The organism is Nocardia yamanashiensis, assembly GCF_021183565.1.
Lineage (GTDB): Bacteria > Actinomycetota > Actinomycetes > Mycobacteriales > Mycobacteriaceae > Nocardia > Nocardia yamanashiensis.
The window spans coordinates 5,658,283-5,679,748 of the sequence record NZ_CP089226.1; the positions used below are offsets into that span (position 1 = coordinate 5,658,283).

The 21,466-nt window shown below is 68.1% G+C and carries 15 protein-coding genes; 10 read left to right on the forward strand and 5 right to left on the reverse strand.

Translation table 11 applies throughout. From position 1 onward, the window contains the following. Nucleotides 1-50 precede the first annotated feature (50 nt). The gene (locus LTV02_RS26585) at nucleotides 51-1,457 is read left to right on the forward strand and encodes a neutral zinc metallopeptidase (RefSeq protein WP_233041716.1); all 1,407 of its coding nucleotides are present in this window, start codon (nucleotides 51-53) and stop codon (nucleotides 1,455-1,457) included. Nucleotides 1,458-1,472: 15 nt separating this feature from the next. Here the strand turns inward: LTV02_RS26585 and LTV02_RS26590 are convergent, their stop codons facing one another. After that, nucleotides 1,473-2,849 (reverse strand): FHA domain-containing protein, encoded by a 1,377-nt coding sequence (locus tag LTV02_RS26590; RefSeq protein WP_233034575.1) that lies wholly within the window; start codon nucleotides 2,847-2,849, stop codon nucleotides 1,473-1,475. 197 nt (nucleotides 2,850-3,046) lie between these two features. Between LTV02_RS26590 and LTV02_RS26595 the strand changes: the two genes are divergently transcribed. The 6 genes from LTV02_RS26595 to LTV02_RS26620 all read left to right on the forward strand — a co-directional run bounded on the left by LTV02_RS26595 (nucleotide 3,047) and on the right by LTV02_RS26620 (nucleotide 9,282). Continuing rightward, nucleotides 3,047-4,255 carry a DUF7373 family lipoprotein gene (locus tag LTV02_RS26595; protein ID WP_233034577.1) on the forward strand — a complete coding sequence of 403 codons (1,209 nt, stop codon included), beginning with the start codon at nucleotides 3,047-3,049 and terminating at the stop codon, nucleotides 4,253-4,255. 61 nt (nucleotides 4,256-4,316) lie between these two features. Further along, nucleotides 4,317-5,906, forward strand: a complete 1,590-nt coding sequence (locus LTV02_RS26600) for a serine/threonine-protein kinase (RefSeq protein WP_233034579.1) — start codon at nucleotides 4,317-4,319, stop codon at nucleotides 5,904-5,906. A 32-nt stretch (nucleotides 5,907-5,938) separates the two neighbouring features. Next, a complete protein-coding gene (locus tag LTV02_RS26605) occupies nucleotides 5,939-7,168 on the forward strand; it encodes a DUF7373 family lipoprotein (RefSeq protein ID WP_233034581.1) in 1,230 nt (409 codons plus the stop codon). A 21-nt stretch (nucleotides 7,169-7,189) separates the two neighbouring features. Next, nucleotides 7,190-8,410: a DUF7373 family lipoprotein gene (locus tag LTV02_RS26610; RefSeq protein ID WP_233034583.1), complete on the forward strand. Its 1,221-nt coding sequence runs from the start codon at nucleotides 7,190-7,192 to the stop codon at nucleotides 8,408-8,410. Nucleotides 8,411-8,605: 195 nt separating this feature from the next. Further along, nucleotides 8,606-8,935, forward strand: a complete 330-nt coding sequence (locus LTV02_RS26615) for a WXG100 family type VII secretion target (protein ID WP_067711754.1) — start codon at nucleotides 8,606-8,608, stop codon at nucleotides 8,933-8,935. A 47-nt stretch (nucleotides 8,936-8,982) separates the two neighbouring features. After that, on the forward strand, nucleotides 8,983-9,282 hold the full coding sequence (locus tag LTV02_RS26620) for a WXG100 family type VII secretion target (protein WP_067711757.1): 300 nt from the start codon (nucleotides 8,983-8,985) through the stop codon (nucleotides 9,280-9,282). Between the two features lie 209 nt (nucleotides 9,283-9,491). On the opposite strand, the gene eccCa is transcribed toward LTV02_RS26620, so the two are convergent. Beyond that, nucleotides 9,492-13,520 (reverse strand): type VII secretion protein EccCa, encoded by a 4,029-nt coding sequence (gene eccCa / locus LTV02_RS26625; RefSeq protein WP_233034585.1) that lies wholly within the window; start codon nucleotides 13,518-13,520, stop codon nucleotides 9,492-9,494. 174 nt (nucleotides 13,521-13,694) lie between these two features. Between eccCa and eccD the strand changes: the two genes are divergently transcribed. Both eccD and mycP read left to right on the forward strand, forming a co-directional pair. Beyond that, entirely contained in the window at nucleotides 13,695-15,155 is a 1,461-nt protein-coding gene (gene eccD, locus LTV02_RS26630) for a type VII secretion integral membrane protein EccD (protein WP_233034587.1), read from the forward strand. 5 nt (nucleotides 15,156-15,160) lie between these two features. After that, entirely contained in the window at nucleotides 15,161-16,579 is a 1,419-nt protein-coding gene (mycP, locus tag LTV02_RS26635) for a type VII secretion-associated serine protease mycosin (protein ID WP_233034589.1), read from the forward strand. Here the strand turns inward: mycP and eccB are convergent, their stop codons facing one another. After that, the gene (eccB, locus tag LTV02_RS26640) at nucleotides 16,580-18,058 is read right to left on the reverse strand and encodes a type VII secretion protein EccB (RefSeq protein WP_233034590.1); all 1,479 of its coding nucleotides are present in this window, start codon (nucleotides 18,056-18,058) and stop codon (nucleotides 16,580-16,582) included. It lies immediately after the preceding gene. A 112-nt stretch (nucleotides 18,059-18,170) separates the two neighbouring features. Between eccB and eccE the strand changes: the two genes are divergently transcribed. Beyond that, complete coding sequence (eccE, locus tag LTV02_RS26645) at nucleotides 18,171-19,778, forward strand: type VII secretion protein EccE (RefSeq protein WP_233034591.1); 1,608 nt, start codon at nucleotides 18,171-18,173, stop codon at nucleotides 19,776-19,778. 5 nt (nucleotides 19,779-19,783) lie between these two features. On the opposite strand, the gene LTV02_RS26650 is transcribed toward eccE, so the two are convergent. Further along, entirely contained in the window at nucleotides 19,784-20,344 is a 561-nt protein-coding gene (locus LTV02_RS26650; RefSeq protein ID WP_233034592.1) for an NADPH-dependent FMN reductase, read from the reverse strand. 14 nt (nucleotides 20,345-20,358) lie between these two features. Then, nucleotides 20,359-21,351, reverse strand: a complete 993-nt coding sequence (locus LTV02_RS26655; RefSeq protein WP_233034593.1) for an LLM class flavin-dependent oxidoreductase — start codon at nucleotides 21,349-21,351, stop codon at nucleotides 20,359-20,361. Between the last annotated feature and the right edge of the window lie 115 nt (nucleotides 21,352-21,466).

Sequence of the window (21,466 nt, forward strand, 5' to 3'; positions counted from 1 at the left end):
CGGGGGTGGCCGTGCCGAGACGCCGGAGCGCGGTGGCGCTGGGCATCCTGATGCTGGTGGCGGCATTACTGACCGGATGTACCCGGATGGTCTCCGGCCACCCGGTTTCCATCTACGACGATCCGTTCAAGGTCGCCGGCCTGCCCACCACGGGCGGCCCGAACGGCCCGCGGGCCAATGTCCCGGACACCACGCTGACGGCGCAGAACACCGACGGCGGCGAGATCGACCGCTTGGTACTCAATGCCCTGGAGGACATCCAGACCTATTGGCAGGGCGAGTACCCCAAGGAGTTCGGCGGCGATTTCAAACCGGTCGACAAGTTCCTGTCCTGGAGCTCGAAGGCCAAACGCGCGCAGGCCGTGGAGTTCTGCGGCGAGAGCACCTACCGCTTGGTCAACGCCGCCTACTGCAAGACCGACGGCTCGATCGGCTGGGACCGCGCGGTGCTGCTGCCCGCCGTGCAGGAGACCTTCGGCAAGATGTCGGTGGTCATGGTGCTGGCCCACGAATACGGCCACGCCATCCAGTTGATGGCCGATATCGTCGGCCGCAAGACCGCCACCATCGTCAAGGAACAGCAGGCGGACTGCTTCGCCGGCGCCTTCATTCGCAATGTGGCCGAAGGCAAGTCGAAGCACTTCACCATCAATACCTCCGACGGCCTGAACCAGGTGCTGGCCGCCACCGTCGCCATTCGCGACGACGATCCGGACGATCCGGAGAGCGTGCACGGTTCGGCGTTCGAGCGGGTGACCGCGGTGCAGGTCGGGTTCACCGACGGCGCCAAGGGCTGCAAGGCCATCGACGCCGCCGAGATCGAGCGCCGCCGCGGCAATCTGCCGCAGACCTTCGGCAATGACGCCTCCAAGGGCGAATCCGAGGTCGATCAGGCGAATCTGGAGGACCTGGCCAAGTCCATGGCCACCATCATGCCGATCGATCCGGAACCGAAGTACGACTACGGCGGCGCGAAACTCGGCTGCCGCAATGCCTCCGACACCATCCCGGTGACGTACTGCCCGGCCACCAACACCATCGGCACCGATATCACCGCGCTGCACGAGCGCGGGGTCTCCAATACCGGGGAGAGCGACGGCCTGCCGGTCAAGGTGACCGGCGATTTCACCGCCTACGTGGTGTTCATCTCCCGCTACGCGCTGGCGGTGCAGCATGCCGCCGGGCAGACGCTGAAGGGCGCCAAGACCGGCCTGCGCGCGGCCTGCCTGGCCGGGGTGGTGACGGCCAAGCTGAACGATCCGTATCGCTCCAAAGCCGAAGGCAGCGTGAGCCTTTCGGCGGGCGATCTGGACGAGGCGGTCTCGGGGCTGCTCACCGACGGGCTGGCGGCCAGCGATACCAACGGCCAGACGGTGCCCAGCGGATTCTCCCGGGTGGATGCCTTCCGGGCCGGGGTGCTGGGCACCCAGGACACCTGTAAAGCCCGCTACTCCTAGCGATTACCGGGGCGATTACCCGAACGGCGGCGGCGCGACCGGCTCCAGCCGCAGCACCCGGTTGCCGAGCATCACCTCGGCGCCGGTGAGCAGCGTCATCGGCTGATTCGGTTGCAGCCGAACCCAATCGCGGTATCCGGGCAGCCGCACCCGGGTGCCGTTGGTGGAGCCGCGATCCACCACGGTGATATCCCAGTTCACCAAACGGATTTCGGCGTGCGCCCGGGACATGCCGCCGGAGGCGTCGTCGATCCGCAAGGGCACCAGCCCGGCTCGCGCGGACTCGGAGTTCTCCGGATCCCGCCCGATGACGGCATCGGTGGACACCACGTACGTCATGCCGTCGTCCAGGATCAGCATGCCCAGCGGCGGCCGGATCACCTCCGCCACCTGCTGCGTCTGATCCACCGGCATCCCGCACACCGTGCAGAACGCCGCCCGCGGATCGCTGGGATGGGCACGCGCGCACTTGAATCCGAGCACCTTGACGGTGAGCGCGGTGGCCTTGGCGGTGGCGTCCAGCCGCCGCTGCAGGTCCGGATCGGGTTTGGGCGCGGGATTGGTCCCGCCCATCTCGGTGGGCGCGCGATGCGGATCGAACAGGTTGAGCGGCAACGCCTCTTCCGCGGTCTCGGCATCGGCGAACTCGTCCACGTCCGGGTCGTAGCCGGCGGTCGCGGACTGCGCGCCGCGCTCGAAATCCAGTTCCGTGGGCAGCCGCGCCGAGGTCCGGGTGGGAATCAGATTGGGATCCAGCGGAATCCGCTCCGGCTCCGGATCGAAGGCGGCGGTCGGCGGCGGCGGTTCCACCAATCGCCGCTCCCCCGTGGACATCCGGGCCGGTCGCCGCGGCAGCACAGGTTCGCCCTCGAACCACACCACCGCACCGGTCGCGGTCAGGGTGCCCTCGATCAATGCCCCGATGCCGCGCTCGGGTAGCTCGGGCGCACGCCCCTTGCCGTCGTCGATGAACAATGCCGCCGCCCGTGCGGGCCGATCGGCCACCCGGTCCACGGTGAAGGCCGCGTCACTGCCCCGGTAGTACTCCGCGACGGGCCCGGCCAGCACCGCCGTCACCGATCCGTGCAGGAAGACCGCGACCCCGCCGGTATCGGACGCGGACAGGATCCCGAATTCGATGGGCACCCCGGGCGAGATCCGCTCGGCCTCCTTCATCAGCCAGCGGGTGGCCTGGCGGGCAACCAGGCGTCCGGGCCCGTCGGGCGCCTGATCGGTGACCTCGGCAACCAGATCGGCGAGCGCCCGCGCGGCCACCGCGGCCTTGGACTCCGCATGCACCCGGCCCGGTTCCCGGTGTGCGACCAGGATCACCGCGCCGGCCGTCCGGATGAGCACATGGGGGCCCGAAACAACCTCGACCTGCCGATCCATCAACGGAACCGGCCCCCGGAAGCTGCGCGGCGCGGGATGTTCAGCACATCGACCAGGTTACGTCGCCCCGCGATGTTGCGTTCGGGGCCTCGTCCCGCGATGTGTTTCCGGGTGCGTGCGACGATCTTCGACCGCGCCCGGCAGCGGCCGCAGTCCGCTACTTTTGATGCATCGCACGGGAGGAACGAGGACCTGCCATGGTTCGCACCGCACGCACTTCGCTGTTCGCCGCCGCCGCGGTCGCGACCGCACTGCTATTGGCCGCGTGCAATGTCTCCGGGACGCCGGTCGCGGGCGAACTGGACGTGCGCAAGCTGGAGGTCGGCAAGTACGCCGTGGACCGTTTCAGCTACGGCCAGTCCGCCAAGGGCAATGGCGCACTGCTGGAAGGCTTCCGGATGGCGGACGCGGTGGTGCCCTCGGTCAAGGTCGATCCCTCGTTGATCTACGGCCGTGGCGGCCGGGCCACCGTCGATGCCAAGGACGCCACCGATATGGGGCTGGCCGGGCCGTCGCAGGCGGTGCTGGAGCGCAACAATCTGATCGCCGGGTACATGCACGCCGGTTCCGATCAGACCAAACCGGGCAAGAAGACCGACGCCGGCACCACCTCGGTGACCAATATGGTGCTGCGGTTCGCCGACGAGAAGACGGCCAAGACGGCCGCGCGCGAACTCGAGGACGCCGACTTCAATGTGGCCGCGGACCTGAATCGCAAACTCTCGCTGAGCCAGTACCCCGACGCGCAGATCCACTGGCGGCCCGGCGTGGCCACCGTCGGCACCTTCCTGGCCTACAAGCAGTTCGTCATCTCGCTGTTCATCGAGCGCCCCAAGGCGGACGAGAAGGATCTGCTGGAGTGGGTGCGCAAGACCCTGGACGCCGAGGTGCCGGTGCTGGACAAGTTCCAGCCCACCCCGGAATCCAAACTGTCCAGCCTCCAGGTGGATCCGGACAATCTGCTGGCCCGGCTGGTCACCGAGGACCGGTCCGAGGGCGGCACCCCGGACGCGCAGCTGTTCGCGGTGTACGGCGGCACCAAACTGGTGCACGGGGCCCTGAATCAGCAGAAGATCCAGCAGGCCGTCACCGACAGCGGCGCGGACGCCCTCGCCACCAATCGAACCTCGGCACTGGTGCGGACCCGCGACGAGGCCGGGGCGCGGATCATGTTCGACGCGCTGATCGCCGACGAGGGCGACCACTATGACGCCATCGAAGCGCCCAAGGATCTGCCCAATGCCAAGTGCGTGCGCTTGAACAGCAAGGGCGATACCGAAACCGAATACAAGAACCGCTGCTACGTCTACTACAAGCGCTACCTCGGCGTGGTGTCCAGCGATAACGAATCCGACGTCCGCCAGCAGGTGGCCGCCGAATACGCCCTGCTGGCGAACAGCTTCTGAACAACGCCTCCAGTAAGCTCCGGGGGCACTGCACGACCGCGAGCGATCCAGGAGTCCTGACATGGTGATGAGTCCCGGCACCATCGTCGGCGGATATCGCATCGAGCGGGTCCTCGGCGCGGGCGGCATGGGCACCGTCTACCTGGCCAAGCATCCGAGCCTGCCGCGCATGGACGCCCTCAAGGTGCTGTCCACGGAGATGTCCCGCAACGACGAGTTCCGGGGCCGGTTCCAGCGCGAGGCCAATCTGGTTGCCGGACTGGATCATCCGAATATCGTCTCGGTGCACAATCGCGGCGAGGAGAACGGGCAGCTCTGGATCGCCATGCAATACGTGGAGGGCACCGACGCCTCCGCCGAGCAGAAGCGCGATCCGGCGGCCATGACTCCGTTGCGCGCGCTGCGCATCATCGCCGAGATCGGGCGCGGGCTGGACTACGCGCATCGCAAGGGCCTGCTGCATCGGGACGTGAAGCCCGCCAACTTCCTGCTCGCCACCGCCGACGCCGAGGACGAGCGCGCGCTGCTGGCCGACTTCGGCGTCGCCAAGTCCACCGAGGACGCCACCGAACTCACCCAGACCGGCAGTTTCGTGGCGACCATCGCCTACGCGCCGCCGGAGCAGTTGTCCGGGCTGCCGCTGGACCATCGCGCCGATATCTACAGCCTGGCGTGCTCGTTCTTCAAACTGCTCACCGGCCAGAACCCTTATCCGGCAACGCAACCCGCGCTGGTCATGATGGGGCACCTGCACGAGCCGCCGCCGCGCCCGACCGCCCTGAACCCGCAGCTGCCGGCGGCGCTGGATCAAGTGATCGCGGTCGCCATGGCAAAGGAGCCGGCGCAGCGCTACAACAGCTGCCGGGAATTCACCGACGCCCTGGCCAATGCGCTGACGCCGGGCTGGAATCCGCAGTCCACCAATACTTCTCCCACCTATCCGATCCACATCGCGCCGCCCGGCTTCTACGGGAATGCCGGCGATCCGACCCAGAACCACACCGCGCCCTCGGGTCCCGGGCAGATCCAGCCGCCGCGCAAGAGCCGCAAGGGGATCTACGCCGGAGTGGCCGCGCTGGCGGTGGTGGCGCTGGCCACCGGGATCGGGGTCGCCGTCTCGACCGGCAACGACAAACCGGGGGTGCAGGCCGACGTCACGGTGACGCGCGGGGAACCGACCACGAGCACGGGCGTGCCGACCTCCTCGCTCGCGCCACTGCCCAAGGCGCGCAGCGAGAATCCGGGGTTCGCGGGCAAGACCATCACGCTGGTCGATGTGGCGCAGTCGACGCTGAACAACAAGTACTCCATCTATCTGGACGGCACCGAACAGGCCAAATTCCTGGAGGACCTCGGCTTCGTCTACAACCTGGAGTACAAGCGCAACGGCGACGAGCCCTCGCCCCGGCCCGTCGAGGGCTACTCCGCGCTGAAGGTCGCCGACGACTCCTACATCGTGGCCGTCCGCAGTGACGAGAAGGCCGGCAACGGCGGGCTGCTCGGCCTGCCCAGCGCCATCACATCCGCGCGCGCCATCGTGATTCCGCTCGACGACGCGGCCGCCGTCGCCGCCATGCGCACCTGGTCGCCGGAATCGGAGCAGGTGCTGATCAGCAAACTGGTTCCAGCGCTGCGCAAGGTGATCAAGTAGGGTTACCCGCGTCTTTGCTTCGGGGAGGGTAAATGCGCAAACTCGGACGTGTCCTATTGTCCGCGGGTCTGGCCGCGGCGGTCGCCTGGACCACCGCCTGCGGGTCCGGATCGTCGGCGGAATCCGCGGAACCAGCGGAACCGGTGATCGATCTGGCCAAGCTCGATGTCGGCAATCTGCCGACCCAGCCCAAGGTCTACGACAAACCCACCGCCATCGAAATGGCGCAGCTGGTGGAAGCCTGGCGGCTGGCCGAATACGTACCGCTGCCTTCGGAAGTGATCCCCGAGGTGAAATATCGCGCGCAGGCGATGAGTACGGTGGTGCGCGCCTTCGAGGACTTCACGTCCGGGGCGGTCAAGAGCCGCACCAAGGCCGATGGCGCCGCCATGAACGCCGCCGCGCCGGGCTTCGTCTCCGGATTCGTCAGTACCGGTAAGTCCAACTCCGAGATCAGCCTGTCCTACGAGCTCGAGAATCTGGTCATGCTGTTCACCGACGAGCAGTCCGCGTCCGCCGCGGCGCAGGCGCTGGGCAAGCTGGATTTCGAGAGCACCACCAATGAGGCGCTGAAGATCGACAAGTATCCGGACGCGGTGGTGCATATCGAGAGCGGCATCAGCGGCGTCGGCGGACCGGTCCGATCCTGGTATGCCACCGGCAAATTCGTGGTCTTCACCTACGTGTACGACTCCGTCATGTCGGCCATCAAGCAGCGCGATCTGCCGAAATTGCTGAGCCGGGTGGAACGCAGCCTGGACGTGATCCCGCCCGCCATCGCCAAATTCCCGGCCACGCCGCAGGACAAACTGATGGAGCTGGCGGTGGATCCGGACAAGATGCTGGGCCGCGCGCTGCCCACCGTCACCGCCGACAGTTCCCAACCCGGTGTTCCCGGGGTGTACGGCCCGCACGCCGCGCTGCACATCAAGCAGGGCGAGGACGAGATCAAGCTGTTCACCGAGACGGGTGTGGATCGGCTCGGCTATCGGGGCGGCACCGTGTACCGCGCCCGTGACGCCGCCGGAGCCGCCCGGATCGTGGCCGAGCACGCCCAGACCAGCCGGCTGTTCAAGGCCGTCGAATCGCCGGCCAATCTCCCGAATGCCAAGTGCCGCCAGTACATCGCGTCGAAGTTGGCCATCAGCTACTACTGCTTCGTTCAGCACGGTCGTTATGCCGCGGAGGTGTCGGCGAACCAGCTGCTCGATGCCCAGCAGCGCATTTCGGCCCAGTACGCCACGCTGGTCAACGCCGGCTGATCGCAGAGTCGAGGAAATCCCATGCTTTCACGACGTTTTCGCGGCGCGGCGCTGATGCTGGCCGCAATCTCCCTGTCCGCCTGCGCTACTCAGGTCGACGGCTCGGCTCGCCCCGGCGAGATCGATGTCCGCACCCTGAATGTCGGCAAGTACGCCACCGGACCGCTGGAGGAGCGCTACACCTACCACTACGATATGACCGGCGGCTTCAATCTGGCGCTGGCCCGGCTGGCGGATCAGGTGGTGACCGGTCCGGAGATCGATCCGAAGTTCAAGTACGGCACCGGATCCATTCCTTTCCTGGATTCCGATAAGGCCACCAAAACGCTGGCCGATGTCGCCGCACCGGTACTGGACCGCAATGGCCTGATGTTCGGCATCGCGGTCGGCCACAGCGAGAAGGAAGCCGACAAGAAGACCGGCAAGTCGCCGGAGGGCAGCGCGTTCACCACGCTGACGGTCATGCAGTTCCCGGACGCGGCAGCCGCCAAGCAGGCGGCCGCGGAGCTGGACGAGGTCGACTTCAATGTCGCCGCTGACCGCAACGAGCGCGTCTCGCTGTCAAAATACCCTGAGGCACATGCGCATTGGCGACCGGGCGTGGCCAGCATCGGCGCTTCGATCGCGCGTGGCAACTATGTCGTGGAGCTTTACGCGGGCGCCGGAGAGGCGGAAATCGGCAAGCTGACCGCGCTGGCCGAGCAGATCTACAGCGCGCAGCTCCCCCTCCTGGACGCGCTCCCGCCGCTCGATCGAGAAGGGGTGCTGCGGCTGCCCGCCGATCCGGACGGCCTGCTGCGCCGCACCCTCAACGCCGACGGCATCGGCACCCCGGACATCACCTCGCAGATGACCGTCGGGGTGCGCGGATATCAGCACCGGATCTCCGATCAGGACTACACGAGCCGAGTGCTGCGTGAGCACGGCGTGGATCGGGTCGCCGTCTCCGGCGCGTCCTACAGCGGCGTCTCGCTGGTGTACCGCACCCGCGATGCCGAGACCGCCGGGAAGCTGCGCAAGCCGCTGCTGGAACGGGCCTTCCCGGGGGCGGCGGAGGCGCCGGCCGGGGTGCCGGGCGCGGAATGCGGGGAGAGTGCCGCGGGCAAGAGCGGGTCGGGCAAGCGGTTCCGGTGCGCGCTGAACTATCAGCGCTTCACCGCGACGGTGGAGGCCGATCAGCTCGCGGATGTTCACCAGAAAGCTGCCGCCCAGTACGCATTGCTGGCGAACAGCACCTGGTAGCCGCCGTCGAAGCGCGGTGTGAGATCGATCTCGCGTGCCTGACCTCACCGTATAGGCGTAAGCACTGGTCACGGACGGCGGTCCTCGGATAGGGTGCTGGCAAATTGCTACACCCGGGGTGGAACCGCAGGGCTATGACCCACGTCCAATCAGTACAGAAGAGGTCGTCCGCCCGCGTATTCGAAAGGAGGCACCGTGGCCGGTGCATTCGAAGCCAGTAATGAGCTCATCCAGGCCAAGGCCCAGGAGTTCAAGAAGACCCACGAGACGCTCATGATCATGATTCGCGACCTGAAGCGCGATGAGGACAATATGACCGTCGGTTCCAAGTGGGAAGGCGAGGCCCGTAAGGCGTTCAACGCCTTCATGGAGCGCTACTACTTCCAGGCCGACAAGCTCAACGACAAGCTCATGCAGACGTCGGAGAACCTGATCAAGGCCGGCTCCAGCTACGAGGATCACGACCGCGACTACAGCGCTCAGGTCAACGCGCAGATGTCCAGCCTCGACCTGCCCGCGGTCTGACGGCTCGTCTCCCTCTCCTCTCGAATACTTTGGCAAAGGAAGTCATCATGGCTGCAGGCGGTCAGATCATCTCGGCCCAGTTCGCCGGCGTCGAGGACGGCGCGAACTCGATCATCAAGCGCGCGGAGCACATTCGCGACCAGCTCGAAGCCTTCCACCGCAGCGTGGAAGAGTTCGTCACCACCAACTGGAAGGGTGACGCCAACGAAGCGTTCGCCGACCTCCAGCGCATGTGGAACGGGCACGTGGGTCAGCTCAACGCCACCCTGGGCGGCGCGGCGACGCTGGTGCGCACCGGCAACGCCGAACTCCAGATGAAGGACACCGCGCTCGCGGGACTCTTCTGAGCAAACAGACATGCGAACGCCCCGGCACCGAAAGCGCCGGGGCGTTCGCGTATCCGACTCCGTTCGCGTGCCGCGACCCTTTTCCGTCATTCCGGCGTGCTCTGGCCGGAATCTCACTTCGAGTAGGTGAGATCCCGGCCAGAGCATGCTGGGATGACGAGGGGGTGTGGCACTTTGCACGCGCCGGTCAGGCGCGGTGGGCGTGCCACTCAGGCCGGGGGCAGCCAGCCGAGTTGCACCAGGTCCTCACCGGCGCGGGTGACATAGGTGCCGCGGCCGGGAGGCATGAGGGAGGGGCGGGTGTTGCCGAAGAGGATGCCTTCATCGCGGCTGCAGCTCATGACGAGCGCGGCCGAGTTGAGTTCCTTGAGCTGGTTGAGGGTGGCCTCGTACATGGCGCGGCCCGCACCGCCGGAGCGGCGGGCGATGATCAGGTGGAAGCCGAGGTCGCGGGCGTGGGCGAGGTGGTCGACCATGGCGTGCAACGGATTTCCGCTCGCGGTCGCCACCAGGTCGTAGTCGTCCACGATCACGTACAGTTCCGGGCCGCTCCACCAGGACCGGTCCTTGAGCTGCTGCGGCGTCACGTCCGGTCCGGGCATGCGCTTGCCGACGTAGGCCGCGAGATCCGCCATGTTCCGGGTGAATTGCGGTGCGGTGGAACCGTATCCGGCCAGATAACCCTGCGGCACGGTGCCGAGCATGGTGCGCCGGTAGTCACCCATGATGATGCGCGCCTGGTCGGGCGTGTTCGCCGCGCAGACGGACTGCACGATGGACCGCAGCAGCGTCGTCTTCCCGCTCTCCGAATCGCCGATGATCACCAGGTGCGGGCTGGCATTGAAGTCCAGGAACACCGGCGCCAGTTCGGATTCGTTGATGCCGAACGGGATTCGCATGGTCTTGACCGCGGCGTCCTCGTGCGCGGGCCAATCCCCCGCCAGCGCGAGCAGATCCGCGCGCGGCAAGCGTTCGGGCAGCATGCGCACCCGGGGCGCAGGACGGCCCGGCGTCGCGGTGGCGATGGCCGAAACCGCCTGCGCCACTCCGGTTCCCAGCGTCTGCGGGTCCGGGTCGGAGTCCACGCGCGGCAGCGCCGTCAGCATGTGCAGCCCGTCGGGCGTCATACCGCGCCCGGGCCGCCCCATCGGCACCAGGGTCGCGAACTTGCGGCCCAGATCCGAATCCATGGGATCGCCGAGGCGAAGTTCGATACGGGTGCCGATCTGATCCTTGAGCGCCGGCCGCGCTTCCGGCCAGCGCGCCAGCGAGATCACCACGTGCACACCGTACGAAAGTCCCTGCACCGCAAGGTTCATGACGGTCTGTTCCAGTGCGTCGAACTCCTGCCGGAACACTCCGTACCCGTCGATCACCAGGAACACGTCGCCGAACGGATCCTCGTGCACGCCCGCCGCGGCCGCGCCGGACGCCGGGCTCATGGCCCGTATGCGCCGGAACTCCGCCATGGATTCGATGCCCAGCTGCCGGAACCGCGCCTCGCGCTGCCGCACCACGGTCACCATCTCGGCGATGGTGCGCCGCACCTTGTCCGCTTCCAGCCGGCCGGCGACCGCACCCACCTGCGGCAGCCCTTCCAGCCCGACCAGGGTGCCGCCGCCGAAGTCCAGCAGATAGAACTGCACCTGTTCGGCGGTGTGCGTCAACGCCATCGACATGACCAGCGACCGCAGCGCCGTGGACTTGCCGGACTGCGGACCGCCGACCACCGCCACATGACCGCGGGACCCGGACAGGTCCACCACCATCGGGTCCCGGCGCTGGTCGAAGGGCCGGTCCACGATGCCGATGGGCGCACGCAGGGTGGCGATCGGGTGCACGTCCCCGGTCAGCACCGAACGCGGCACCAGCTCGTCCAGCGTGGACGGCGCACCCAGCGGCGGCAGCCAGATCTCGTGCGCGGGCCGGCCGTGACCGCGCACCCGCGACACCAGCATCTGCAGATTCGAGACCTGTTCGGCCTCGGGCTGCGGCGCCGCCGCCTCGGGCGCGACCGGCAACGGCAGGTAGTCACCGGCCCGGAAGTCCACGTGGGTGGCGGTGAAAAGCCGCGCCGCCGTATCCATTTCAGCGTCCGGAGCACCTGACCGCGTCACATCGCGCGTGGAAGCCCCACCGAGGTAGGGCCCCGACACATACGCCGATTGGAATCGCACGATTTCACCGGAGTTGGACTTGAGGTAACCGCCACCGGGATTATTGGGCAGATTGTAGGCGTCGGGCACCCCGAGCACCTGCCGGGATTCATTGGCGGAGAATGTCTTCAAGCCGATCCGATACGACAGATGGCTTTCCAGCCCCTTGAGCCGCCCCTCCTCGAGCCGCTGCGAGGCGAGCAGCAGATGCACGTGCAGCGACCGCCCCAGCCGCCCGATCATGGTGAACAGATCCGCGAAATCCGGATGCTGCGCCAGCAGTTCGGAGAACTCGTCGAGCACCACGAACAGCGCCGGCAGCGGATCCAGATCGGCCCCCGCCGCGCGCGCCTTCTCGTACTCGCCCACATTGGCGAAATTGCCCGCCGCGCGCAGCAATTCCTGCCGCCGGTTCATTTCGCCCTCGAGCGCGTCGTGCATGCGCGAGACCAGGTCGGCCTCTTCCTCCAGGTTGGTGATGATGGCCGCGATGTGCTCGACCCCGTCCAGCCCCAGGAAGGTCGCGCCGCCCTTGAAGTCCACCAGCACGAAATTGAGCTGATCGGGCGAGTGCGTGGCGATCAGCGAAAGCACCAGGGTGCGCAGAAATTCCGACTTGCCGGAACCGGTCGCGCCGATGCACAGCCCGTGCGGGCCCATCCCGCCCTCGGCGGCTTCCTTGATATCCAGGTACACCGGCAGCCCGTCGGCTCCGACCCCGAACGGAACCCGCAGCCGATCCTTGCCGTAGCGCGGCTGCCACGCGGTTTCCGGCGTGAAGGAGCCGATATCGCCCAGTCCCAGCAGCTGCGACCAGGTCGAGATCACCTCGCCCTCTTCACCGCTCGCGTCCGGCCCGCGTTTGGCGGGCGCGCGATAGGGCGCGAGCCGCCGCGCCGCCTGCTCGGCCTCGCGCGCGGTGATGCGGTCGATGAGGGCGAACCGTTCCATCCCGCCGCTCGCGCCCTGTCCGGCGCATTCACCGTTCTCCACCATCAGCTGGATGCCCCGCGAGGCCGCCAGCCGCGGCGCGTACCCGCACAGGTCGACAATGGTGACGCCCTCGAACCCGCTCTCCCGCAAGGGATCTTCCTCGGCTTCGAGCAGGCCGCCGTCCACCACGATGATCAGCTGCGACAGGTTCGGGTCGGGCGGCTGATTGCGCGAGTAGCGCACCCGGTTGTGCAGCAGCGGCCGCAGCCCGGCATGCGCCTCGCGAATGGAGCCGTAGACCATGCGCTCACTGCCCACCCCGTCCTCGGAGTCCGGATGCTGGGTGTGCGGCAGCCATTTCGCCCATTCCCATTCGGGCGCGGTATCAGCGCCGCAGACCACCGCGATCAGCACCTGATCCGGTCCCTGGAACATAGCCAGCTGCAATAACATGGCCCGGGTCAACTCCCGGGCCTGCGCCCGGTCGCCGGTCAGCTGAATGCTGGCGAACCCCTTCACGGCAATGGCAGTCGGCAGGTCCGGCACCGTGGAATGGGTGCGCACGAACCGCCTCAGCGACACCGCAGCTATCGGCTCGAGCTCCTCGACCGGACCGGTTTCGGGTGCCACCAGACGAGTAGCCAAACGTTGGCTACCCAGTCCGATCCGCGCGTGACAGAAGTCCTTGTCCCCCGGCCGCCGCTCCCACATCCGGGTGGTGCCGGCCAGCATCCAGATCAGCCCCGGCTCCGGATGACTCCATTCCACCGCCGCCCGCTGTTGCTCGGCGGTATCGCGCACATCGCGGCGCACCTGGTCGAGATAGCGCAGATAGTCCTTGCGATCCTCGTCGGCCTCGGCCGCCTTCTGCCCCTTGCCGCTCTGCCCGGCATACATGCCGACCATGGAGAACACCATCATCATCGGGAACATCAGGCTCATCGGATTGGACGCGATACCACTGCCCGAGGTGAACATGAGCACGACCATGCCGAGCATGCCGACCACCATCACCAACGGCATGAGCTTGCCGAAGAGATTGGCGGGGACCGCGCGCGGAATCTCCGGCGGCGGCTGCAGGGTCACCTCGCCGCCGGGCGAGCGCGGCATCTCCCGGCGCGGGCGTCGTTGAAACCGTACGGTGCTCATTGGTTGCTCACTGCTTCACAGTCCCCCATTGCCGACCGAGTCGGGCCTCAGTGTACGGACCTGCACCGACATGCCGTAAAGTGCGGGCAACATTTCTGCACAGCCCAGCGCCGCGACCGCATTCCCCGCGGGCGCGGGCGCGGAAACGAGTTCACACCCGGAGTTGGGGGCAGCGTGACGGACGCGCGAACAGAGCAGCTCGACGAGACCCGCGGCACCGTCCGGGCGCCGGACCTCGCGCGGGTCACCATTCTGGCCAAGCACACCCAGGTCGATATGGCCATTCCCGGCGACGTCCCGGTGGCCCTGGTCATCCCCAGCGTGGTCGATATGGTCGCCCAGCACAGCCGGGTCAACGACTTCGACCACGACGGCGAGCAGTTCGAACCGCACGAATGGGTGCTGGCCCGCATCGGGCAGCCGCCGCTGACCGGGTCGCTCACCCTCACCGAGCAGGATGTGCGCGACGGCGAGCTGCTCATGCTGGAAAGCGCCGAACACACCGCTCCCACACCATTGTTCGACGACATCATGTACAACGTCGCGGTTGCCGACGCGGAGCATTTCCGCGGCTGGACGCCCCGCACCGCACGCCTCACCGGGTCGGTGCTGGCCGTGCTGACCATGCTGGGGGGGTGTCTCGGGCTGCTGGCCGCGCCGGACGCGCTCCCGGGCTGGGTGACCGGAACGGTCGCGCTGTTCGTCGCGGTGCTGCTGGTCATCGCGTCCATGCTGCTCAGCCGCATGTACGCCGATACCGCCAGCGCGCTGGTGGTCGGCGGCTGCGCGCTGCCCGCCGCCTTCAGCGCGGGCATGCTGTTCGTGCCCGATCACTATGGCTGGGCGAACCTGCTGCTCGGATCGGTGCTGCTGGGCGCGATCGCCGTGCTGACCTGGCGGGTCAGCGGGGTCGGGCTCGGGTTGTTCATCGGCGTGACCACGGTGTGCGTGTACGCCGTGCCCGCCGCCTTGATCGGACTACTGGCCGAGCTGCCGGTCAAGGCCATCGGCGCGGGTGCGGCGGGGCTCGGACTGGCCGGATTGTCGCTCGCCCCACGGATTTCCATGCTGCTGGCCAAACTGCCGTTGCCGCCGGTGCCCGCGCCGGGGACGCCCATCGATCCCACCGAGGACGATCCCGACGATCATCGCGCGCTGCCGAGCCTGGAGGCGCTGCGCGCCAAATCCGAACGGGCGCGCAAGTATCTGGCCGGGTTGGTCGCCGCCACCACCCTGGTCGTGGCGACCGGCGCGGTGGCCGCGGTGGAGCCGATCGCGGATCGCCCGTACTGGCCGGGCCTGGCACTGGCGGTGGTGTGCGCGGCGGTGCTCATGTTCCGCAGCCGCACCTACGCCGGAGCCGAGCAGGCGGTGGTGCTGCTGGCGGGCGGTGCGGCAATCCTGCTGGTGCTCATGGGGTTCGGCGCGTTCACGCTGCGACAGCCCCTGGCCATCTTCGGGATCGCCATCCTGCTGCTGGTGGCGGCGCTGGTGCTCGGCATTCTGGTGCCACGCCAGCAGGCCACCCCGCCCGTGCGCCGGGCTCTGGAATTGCTCGAATACGCCTTCGTGGCCGCCGTCGTGCCGCTGGTGTTCTGGGTGACCGAGCTCTATTCGCTCGTGCGCGGACTGTAGTTCCGATGCCGATCACCTTGGGCGCCAAGGCTTTCCGCACGGTCGCGGCCACCGCTGCACTGGCCGCGGGCGTGTCGCTGGGTGCGCACCCCGGCCTCGCCGCCGCCGATCGCCCGCCCGCCGTCGATCCCGGCCTGCTGCCACCGGGCGGACCCGCGGCACCTCCCGGCAAGACCGAGCATCCGGCCAATTCCCCGTGCATCAGTACGCAATCCGGGGGCGCGGGACCGACCATCCCGATCGCGCAGCGTTCCCTGGACCTGGAACACGCCTGGCAATTCTCCAAGGGCGCGGGCCAATTGGTGGCGGTCATCGATACCGGCGTCGCCCCGCACCCGCGGCTGCCCGGCCTGATCCCCGGCGGCGACTACGTCGCGAATTCCGGTGACGGCACCGAGGATTGCGATGCGCACGGCACCCTGGTGGCCGGCCTCATCGCCGCCACCCAGCAGGAGGGCCAGGGTTTCGCCGGCGTCGCGCCCGAGGCCCGCATCATGACCATTCGCCAGACCAGCGCGCTGTATCAGGCCGAGGGCGCGGGCCGCGACAAAGGCCCCGACGATATGCCCGACGGCTACGGCAAGATCTCCGCGCTGGCCTCCGCCGTTCGCCGGGCCGCCGATGCGGGCGCCCGGGTCATCAATATCTCGCTGGTCGCCTGCCCCACCCGGGAGCCGGACAGCCCGGAAATGGGCATGCTCGGTGCGGCGGTGCGTTACGCGGCGGTGGAGAAGGACGCGGTAATCGTCACCTCGGCCGGTAATACCGACACCTGCAAGGCGAGCAATCCGGGACTGAATCCGGTACGGCCCAATGAGGATCTGTGGAATCACATCACCTCGTATGTGGTGCCGTCCTGGTGGGACGAATACGTGCTCTCGGTCGGCGCCGTCGACGCCCTGGGCCAATCCTCGAAATTCACGGTGCCCGGGCCGTGGATGGGTGTGGCCGCGCCGGGCGAGAACATTGTTTCGCTCGATCCGCGGGGCCCCGGACTGACCACCGCCAAAGTCACCAATCAGGGTCAGATAATGCCGTACAGCGGAACGAGTTTCGCCGCACCGTACGTTTCCGGGGTGGCGGCGTTGATCCGTTCCCGATTCCCGGAAATGAACGCGCACGATGTCATCCAGCGCATCGAGGCCACCGCGCACGCACCGGGCGAAGGCTGGAATCCGTATATCGGTTATGGGGCGGTCGATCCCGTCGCCGCACTGACCGCACAGGTGCCGAAACAATTGCCGCCCAAGCAACCCCACGCGGCCGTCGACGAACAGCTCGCCATTCCCAGCCCGCCTCCGCCGCCGGATCACACCGCGCGCAATGTGGCCCTGATCGGCACCGGCATCGTGGGATTGCTGCTGTTACTGGGCTTTCTGGCCTCGTTCCCGCTGCGCCGCCGTTTCGGCGTGCACGACGATTGATCAGTTCTGGTTCTGGCCCTTGACCGGTTGCGGCGCGGGATTCGGGTCCGGGGCCACGCCGTCGTGGGCCACCATGGCGGCTTCCCGGCTCAAGGTCGGTCCGGGCGCGAGCAGGCCGATGATCGGCCACGGCGCGGGTTCGGGCGTCACCTCGGCCGGATCCATGCCGAGCGCCTTGGCCGCTTCGAGGTCCTTGATGCCGTAGCGCACCCCGAAATCGGAGACGAAGAACAGGCTGTCGCGGCGCTGGCTGTCGGGTTCGATGCCGGTGGCCTGAACGTATTCGCCCGCACCGGGTTTGGTGTAGAAGGCGTCGACGTTCGGGCCGTTGCCGTCGGCCTGGGCCAGGGGCACCAGCCGGGCGCGATCGGGGATCGGGACGGCGTGGCCGGTCAGCACGGTCAGGTCGGCGTGCTTGCTGCCGTCGGTCTGATCGGCCGCGCTCACGGGCTGCCAGGACAGGCAATCCACCGGCTGATCCTTACCGTCCACCAGCTCCGGAATCCGATCCGGATAGTTCGATACGTGCAGGGCATTGGACACCGGCGCGGCGGTCCGATCCGCCTGCGCTATCTGGTCATCGGCGGCCGCGGAGCGGTAGGTGTTGCGGATGATGTCGGCGGTCAGCTGCGAAACCGGTTGCAGCCCATCGGCCAGGACCGCGTAGTAGCGATTGTCGGTCCGCACCCGCACCACGTCCCCGACGCGATGGTCGCCGAGCGAATACCCCGGCGCCGCACCGGCATCCGCGATGGGCGGCGGCACCAGCGGCAGCACCTCGGGGATGGCGTTGAGCAGCCCCTCGCTGATCGGGCGGGGTGTCCGCCCGCGAATATCGAGCGCGTCCACCACGGCGCGATCGTTCATATCGATCCGGGCGCGCTGATTGTCGTAGATCAGATAGGCGGCGTCGCGTCCCTGCACCAGCAGCGCCTTGCCGTCCGCGAGCGGTGTGGCCTTGTCCCCCAGCACCGGCTTACCGACCAGCACCGACGTGGCCAGACTGCGGCTGCCGTCATTGGCCAGCACATCACAGACCGTCCAAGCGCGATCGGAGGTGTCGTAATTGAGCGAAGCCGGTGCACCCGGGATGCCGATGAGCTGTCCGCGCGGCTTCTTCGCCAATTCGGATTCCTTGACGGTGGCCGGTTTGGCCGCCTCCCCCGCCGCCAGCCGGGCCGAGGCCAGGTTCAGCGCCGGATGCACCACATTGTCGATGACCACGTAGACCGCGCCGCTGTCCTTGCCGATGAGGATCTTGCTCGACCCCATCTTGTCCTGCGGACGCAGCAGAGCTAACACACCGCAACCAGCGAGGGCGACCAGTGCCAGGATGAGCCCGACGGTGAAGGCGCGGGTCTGCGAGCGCATGGGGTCGTGCAGCATGCGCACATCCCGGCGGACCAGGGCGTGCTCCATCCGGCGGACCAGGAAGCGATAGCCGCTGACCTGCCAGCGCGTAGTTGGATTTGAAGGCATCGAAATCACCCCCGACCAGTCATGACGTTCGCCGAACACAGTACAGTTCGCTGCGATCGCCATTCACACTCGGCCACCGGAACCGGGCCGATCGAGCCGCGCGGGGAGGACGATGAGCGCATCGGGGAGGCTGCGCAGCCTGCTGGTGGCGCAGCTTGCGGGTGCGGTTTTCCTGCTCGTGGCGCTAGCGTGCGGACTGCCGTTCTGGGGTGCGCTGGCGGTCGGCATAGTGGTCGGTCTGCTTCTTCTCATGCCGTTAGGCAAACGACCAGTTTCCGAATGGATCGGCACCCGGCGGCGCTTCCGCGGCCATCGCGAGCACGCCGCCGCCGACCTGGTGGATTACCGCGCGAGCGACGGGCGCACCCTCGGGCTCTATCGCGATGGCAGCCGGGTGGTGGCGGCGGTCGAGGTGCTGCCGCCCAAGGGCGGGCTGACCCGGCTCGGGCGCTCCACCGTGGCCGCCTCGCATCTGCTGCCGCTCACCGAACTGGCCGCGAGCCTGCGCCAGCACGACATCGCGCTGGCGGGGATCGATATCGTGTCGCACGGGCATCGCAGCCGGTCGGGGACGCCGGCGGGGGCCATCTACGAATCGCTGCTCGGGCCGTTGCCCGCGACCGCGCACCGCACGGTATGGCTGGCGATCGCGTTCGATCCACTGTTGTCGCCCGAGGCGGCGGCACGGCGGGGCGGGGGCACGGACGGGGCCTGCCGGGCGGTCACCATCGCCACCCGGCGCATCGTGCGGATGCTGGAGGATTCCGGTTGTCCGGCACGCATTCTCACCGCGCACGAGATCAAGGCTGCCGCTTTGCAGGTCACGGCGGGTGTGGATCCCGGTCAGTTGCAACAGCATTGGCGCTACGTGGAGCTCGGGAACAGCGTGAACCTCGGGGCCGCACTCGATCCCGCGCGCTTGGACTCCGAAACCCTGGCGGGGCTGTGGGTGCCGCAGTCACGGGGCACCACCGTGGCGGTGCGGTTGCGGCCGGGCCGGGATGCCGGGACCGTGCGGGTGGGTGCGGCCTGGCGGCTCACCGCGCGGGAGCTGCCGGAAGAACCGTTGCAGCAGCACATGATCTCGATGAACGGGCGGCATCGCGAAGGGCTGCTGGCGCATCTGCCGCTGGCCGTGCCCGGGCTCGACGACACCGTGCCGACCGCCGAACGGGAGCTCGCCGATATCGCGGACGTGCAGTTGCCGTCGGCTGGGTGCGGGCAGTTGCTGGGCTCCGACGATCAGGGCAACGGTGTGGCGGTCCGGGTTGTCGGACAGGGTATTTCGAGCGTGTACCTGGCCGGGGAGCTGTATCTGGCGCAGCAGCTGGTGTTCCGGGCGCTGGCGGTCGGCGAACGGGTGCTGATCCGGACCGATCGGCCGCAGGCGTGGAATCAGCTGGTCACCACCATCGGCAATCCGGAGCGGCTGACCCTCGCCACCGAAACCCATCAGCCCGATGCCGAATTCACCGCGGTGGTGGTGGACGGGGTGCTGGCCGCCGCGCCGCACGCCGGGGTCACCACCGTGTATCTCGCGGGCGATCCGCTGGGCTGGCCGGTAGCGCGGCCCGATCTGTCGATTCAGCAGCCGGGGGCCACCGGGAATCGAATCATCCTGCGCACCGGGAAGACCCAGGTGGAATTGACGCTGGTGTCGATTCCCCGCGAGGCCACCTACATCGGGCAGCCGCGCGGGGCGGGGGCACTGGCGCAGTAGGCGGTTCAGCCCGGATACGGGTCGGCGGCGCGGGCGGCGCGCAAAGTGCGCCCCCACCAAGCCAATTGGCGCAGCATCCGGTCGGCGGCATCGATGGCCGCGCCGTCCGCGGTATTGCCGTCGGCGTCGAATTTCCGCTTGGCCTCGTGGAAGCTGACGGTCTCGCGGATCGACACCATGTGGATCTCGGCGACCACCTGCCGCAGCTGCTCCACCGCGCGCAGGCCGCCGGAGAGCCCGCCGTAGCTCACGAAACCGATGGGCTTGGCCCGCCATTCGCGCTTGGCGATATCCAGCGCGGTCTTCAGCGAGGCCGGGTAGCCGTGGTTGTATTCCGAGGTCACCGCCACGAAAGCATCGGCGGCGGCGACCCTTTCGCGATACGCCTCGGCCTCCGCGGTGTCGCCGAGGTCCACCGGCAGCGGGGTATCGAGGAGGTCGATGACGCCCACCTCGAACCGGTCGTCGGCGCGCGCCGTGCGCAGGAACCACTCCGCGACCACCGGCGCGAACCGTCCCGGGCGCGTACTGGCCACCATCACCTCGAGCCGCAGCGGAGAGTCCATGCCGCGAGCCTAGGCTAAGCCGCCAGGGCCTTCTTGATCAGCTCGAACGAGCGTGTGCGCGTGTCGATGTCGTAGACCAGGGTATTGAGCATGAGCTCGTCGGCCTGGGTCTCGGCGAGCAGTTCCTCGACCTGCGCGCGCACCGTGGCGGGCGATCCCAGCAATTGCCCGTACCGCCGCTGCGTGATGAATTGCCGCTGCTGGGGGTCGGGTTCGAAGCGCGCCGCCTCCTCCGGGGACGGCAGCGCCTGCGGCCGCCCGCTCACCAGATACAGGAACGCCAGATCCCGTGGCGTGGCCTGGAAGTCGGCCTCCTCGTCGGTATCCGCACAGATCGCCGATGCCGCCACCATGGCGTACGGCTCGGCCAGCGCCTCCGACGGCCGGAAGTTCTCCCGATACAACCGCAACGCCGCCACCGTATTGCCCGGGCTGATGTGATGCGCGAACGCGAACGGCAGCCCGAGCGCCGCCGCCACCTGCGCGCTGTACCCGCTGGACCCCAGCAGCCAGATATCCGGTTCCTGCCCCCGCCCCGGCGTGGCCTTGATCCCGCCCGGCCCCGCATCCCGGAAGTAGTCGATCAGCGCCCGCAGCTCCCGCGGAAAATGCTCCGCGTTCAACCCCTCGGTGGTCCGACGCAAGGCCGCCGCCGTCGCCTGATCGGTCCCCGGCGCCCGCCCGATCCCCAGATCCACCCGCCCCGGATGCAATGCCTCCAACGTCCCGAACTGCTCCGCCACCACCAGCGGCGCATGATTCGGCAACATCACCCCACCCGACCCCACCTTGATGGTCGAAGTATTCGCAGCCACATGCGCCAGCAAAACCGCCGGCGCCGAACTGGCGATCCCCGGCATATTGTGATGCTCCGCCACCCAGAACCGCCGATATCCCAGCGCCTCCGTCCGCCGCGCCAACTCCGTCGTAGCCCCCAGCGCCTCCCCCGGACTCCGCCCACTCTCCACAGGCGCGAGCTCCAGCACGGACAACGGCACGTCGATCATGAGACTCCTCCGGATTCGGCACAGACCTCCGGTCCAACACCCACCCGACCCGCCCTATTTCACCCTCGCTCCGACCGATCGCCACTGAGCCGAGTCAGCAGCGCCGGTAAACAGC

Bases quoted from the DNA above. Each gene is read 5' to 3' on its own strand.
- LTV02_RS26585 (WP_233041716.1), top strand. From the start codon at position 51: ATGCTGGTGGCGGCATTACTGACCGGATGTACCCGGATGGTCTCCGGC.
- LTV02_RS26590 (WP_233034575.1), bottom strand. From the start codon at position 2,849: ATGGATCGGCAGGTCGAGGTTGTTTCGGGCCCCCATGTGCTCATCCGG.
- LTV02_RS26595 (WP_233034577.1), top strand. From the start codon at position 3,047: ATGGTTCGCACCGCACGCACTTCGCTGTTCGCCGCCGCCGCGGTCGCG.
- LTV02_RS26600 (WP_233034579.1), top strand. From the start codon at position 4,317: ATGGTGATGAGTCCCGGCACCATCGTCGGCGGATATCGCATCGAGCGG.
- LTV02_RS26605 (WP_233034581.1), top strand. From the start codon at position 5,939: ATGCGCAAACTCGGACGTGTCCTATTGTCCGCGGGTCTGGCCGCGGCG.
- LTV02_RS26610 (WP_233034583.1), top strand. From the start codon at position 7,190: ATGCTTTCACGACGTTTTCGCGGCGCGGCGCTGATGCTGGCCGCAATC.
- LTV02_RS26620 (WP_067711757.1), top strand. From the start codon at position 8,983: ATGGCTGCAGGCGGTCAGATCATCTCGGCCCAGTTCGCCGGCGTCGAG.
- eccCa (WP_233034585.1), bottom strand. From the start codon at position 13,520: ATGAGCACCGTACGGTTTCAACGACGCCCGCGCCGGGAGATGCCGCGC.
- mycP (WP_233034589.1), top strand. From the start codon at position 15,161: ATGCCGATCACCTTGGGCGCCAAGGCTTTCCGCACGGTCGCGGCCACC.
- eccB (WP_233034590.1), bottom strand. From the start codon at position 18,058: ATGCCTTCAAATCCAACTACGCGCTGGCAGGTCAGCGGCTATCGCTTC.
- eccE (WP_233034591.1), top strand. From the start codon at position 18,171: ATGAGCGCATCGGGGAGGCTGCGCAGCCTGCTGGTGGCGCAGCTTGCG.
- LTV02_RS26650 (WP_233034592.1), bottom strand. From the start codon at position 20,344: ATGGACTCTCCGCTGCGGCTCGAGGTGATGGTGGCCAGTACGCGCCCG.
- LTV02_RS26655 (WP_233034593.1), bottom strand. From the start codon at position 21,351: ATGATCGACGTGCCGTTGTCCGTGCTGGAGCTCGCGCCTGTGGAGAGT.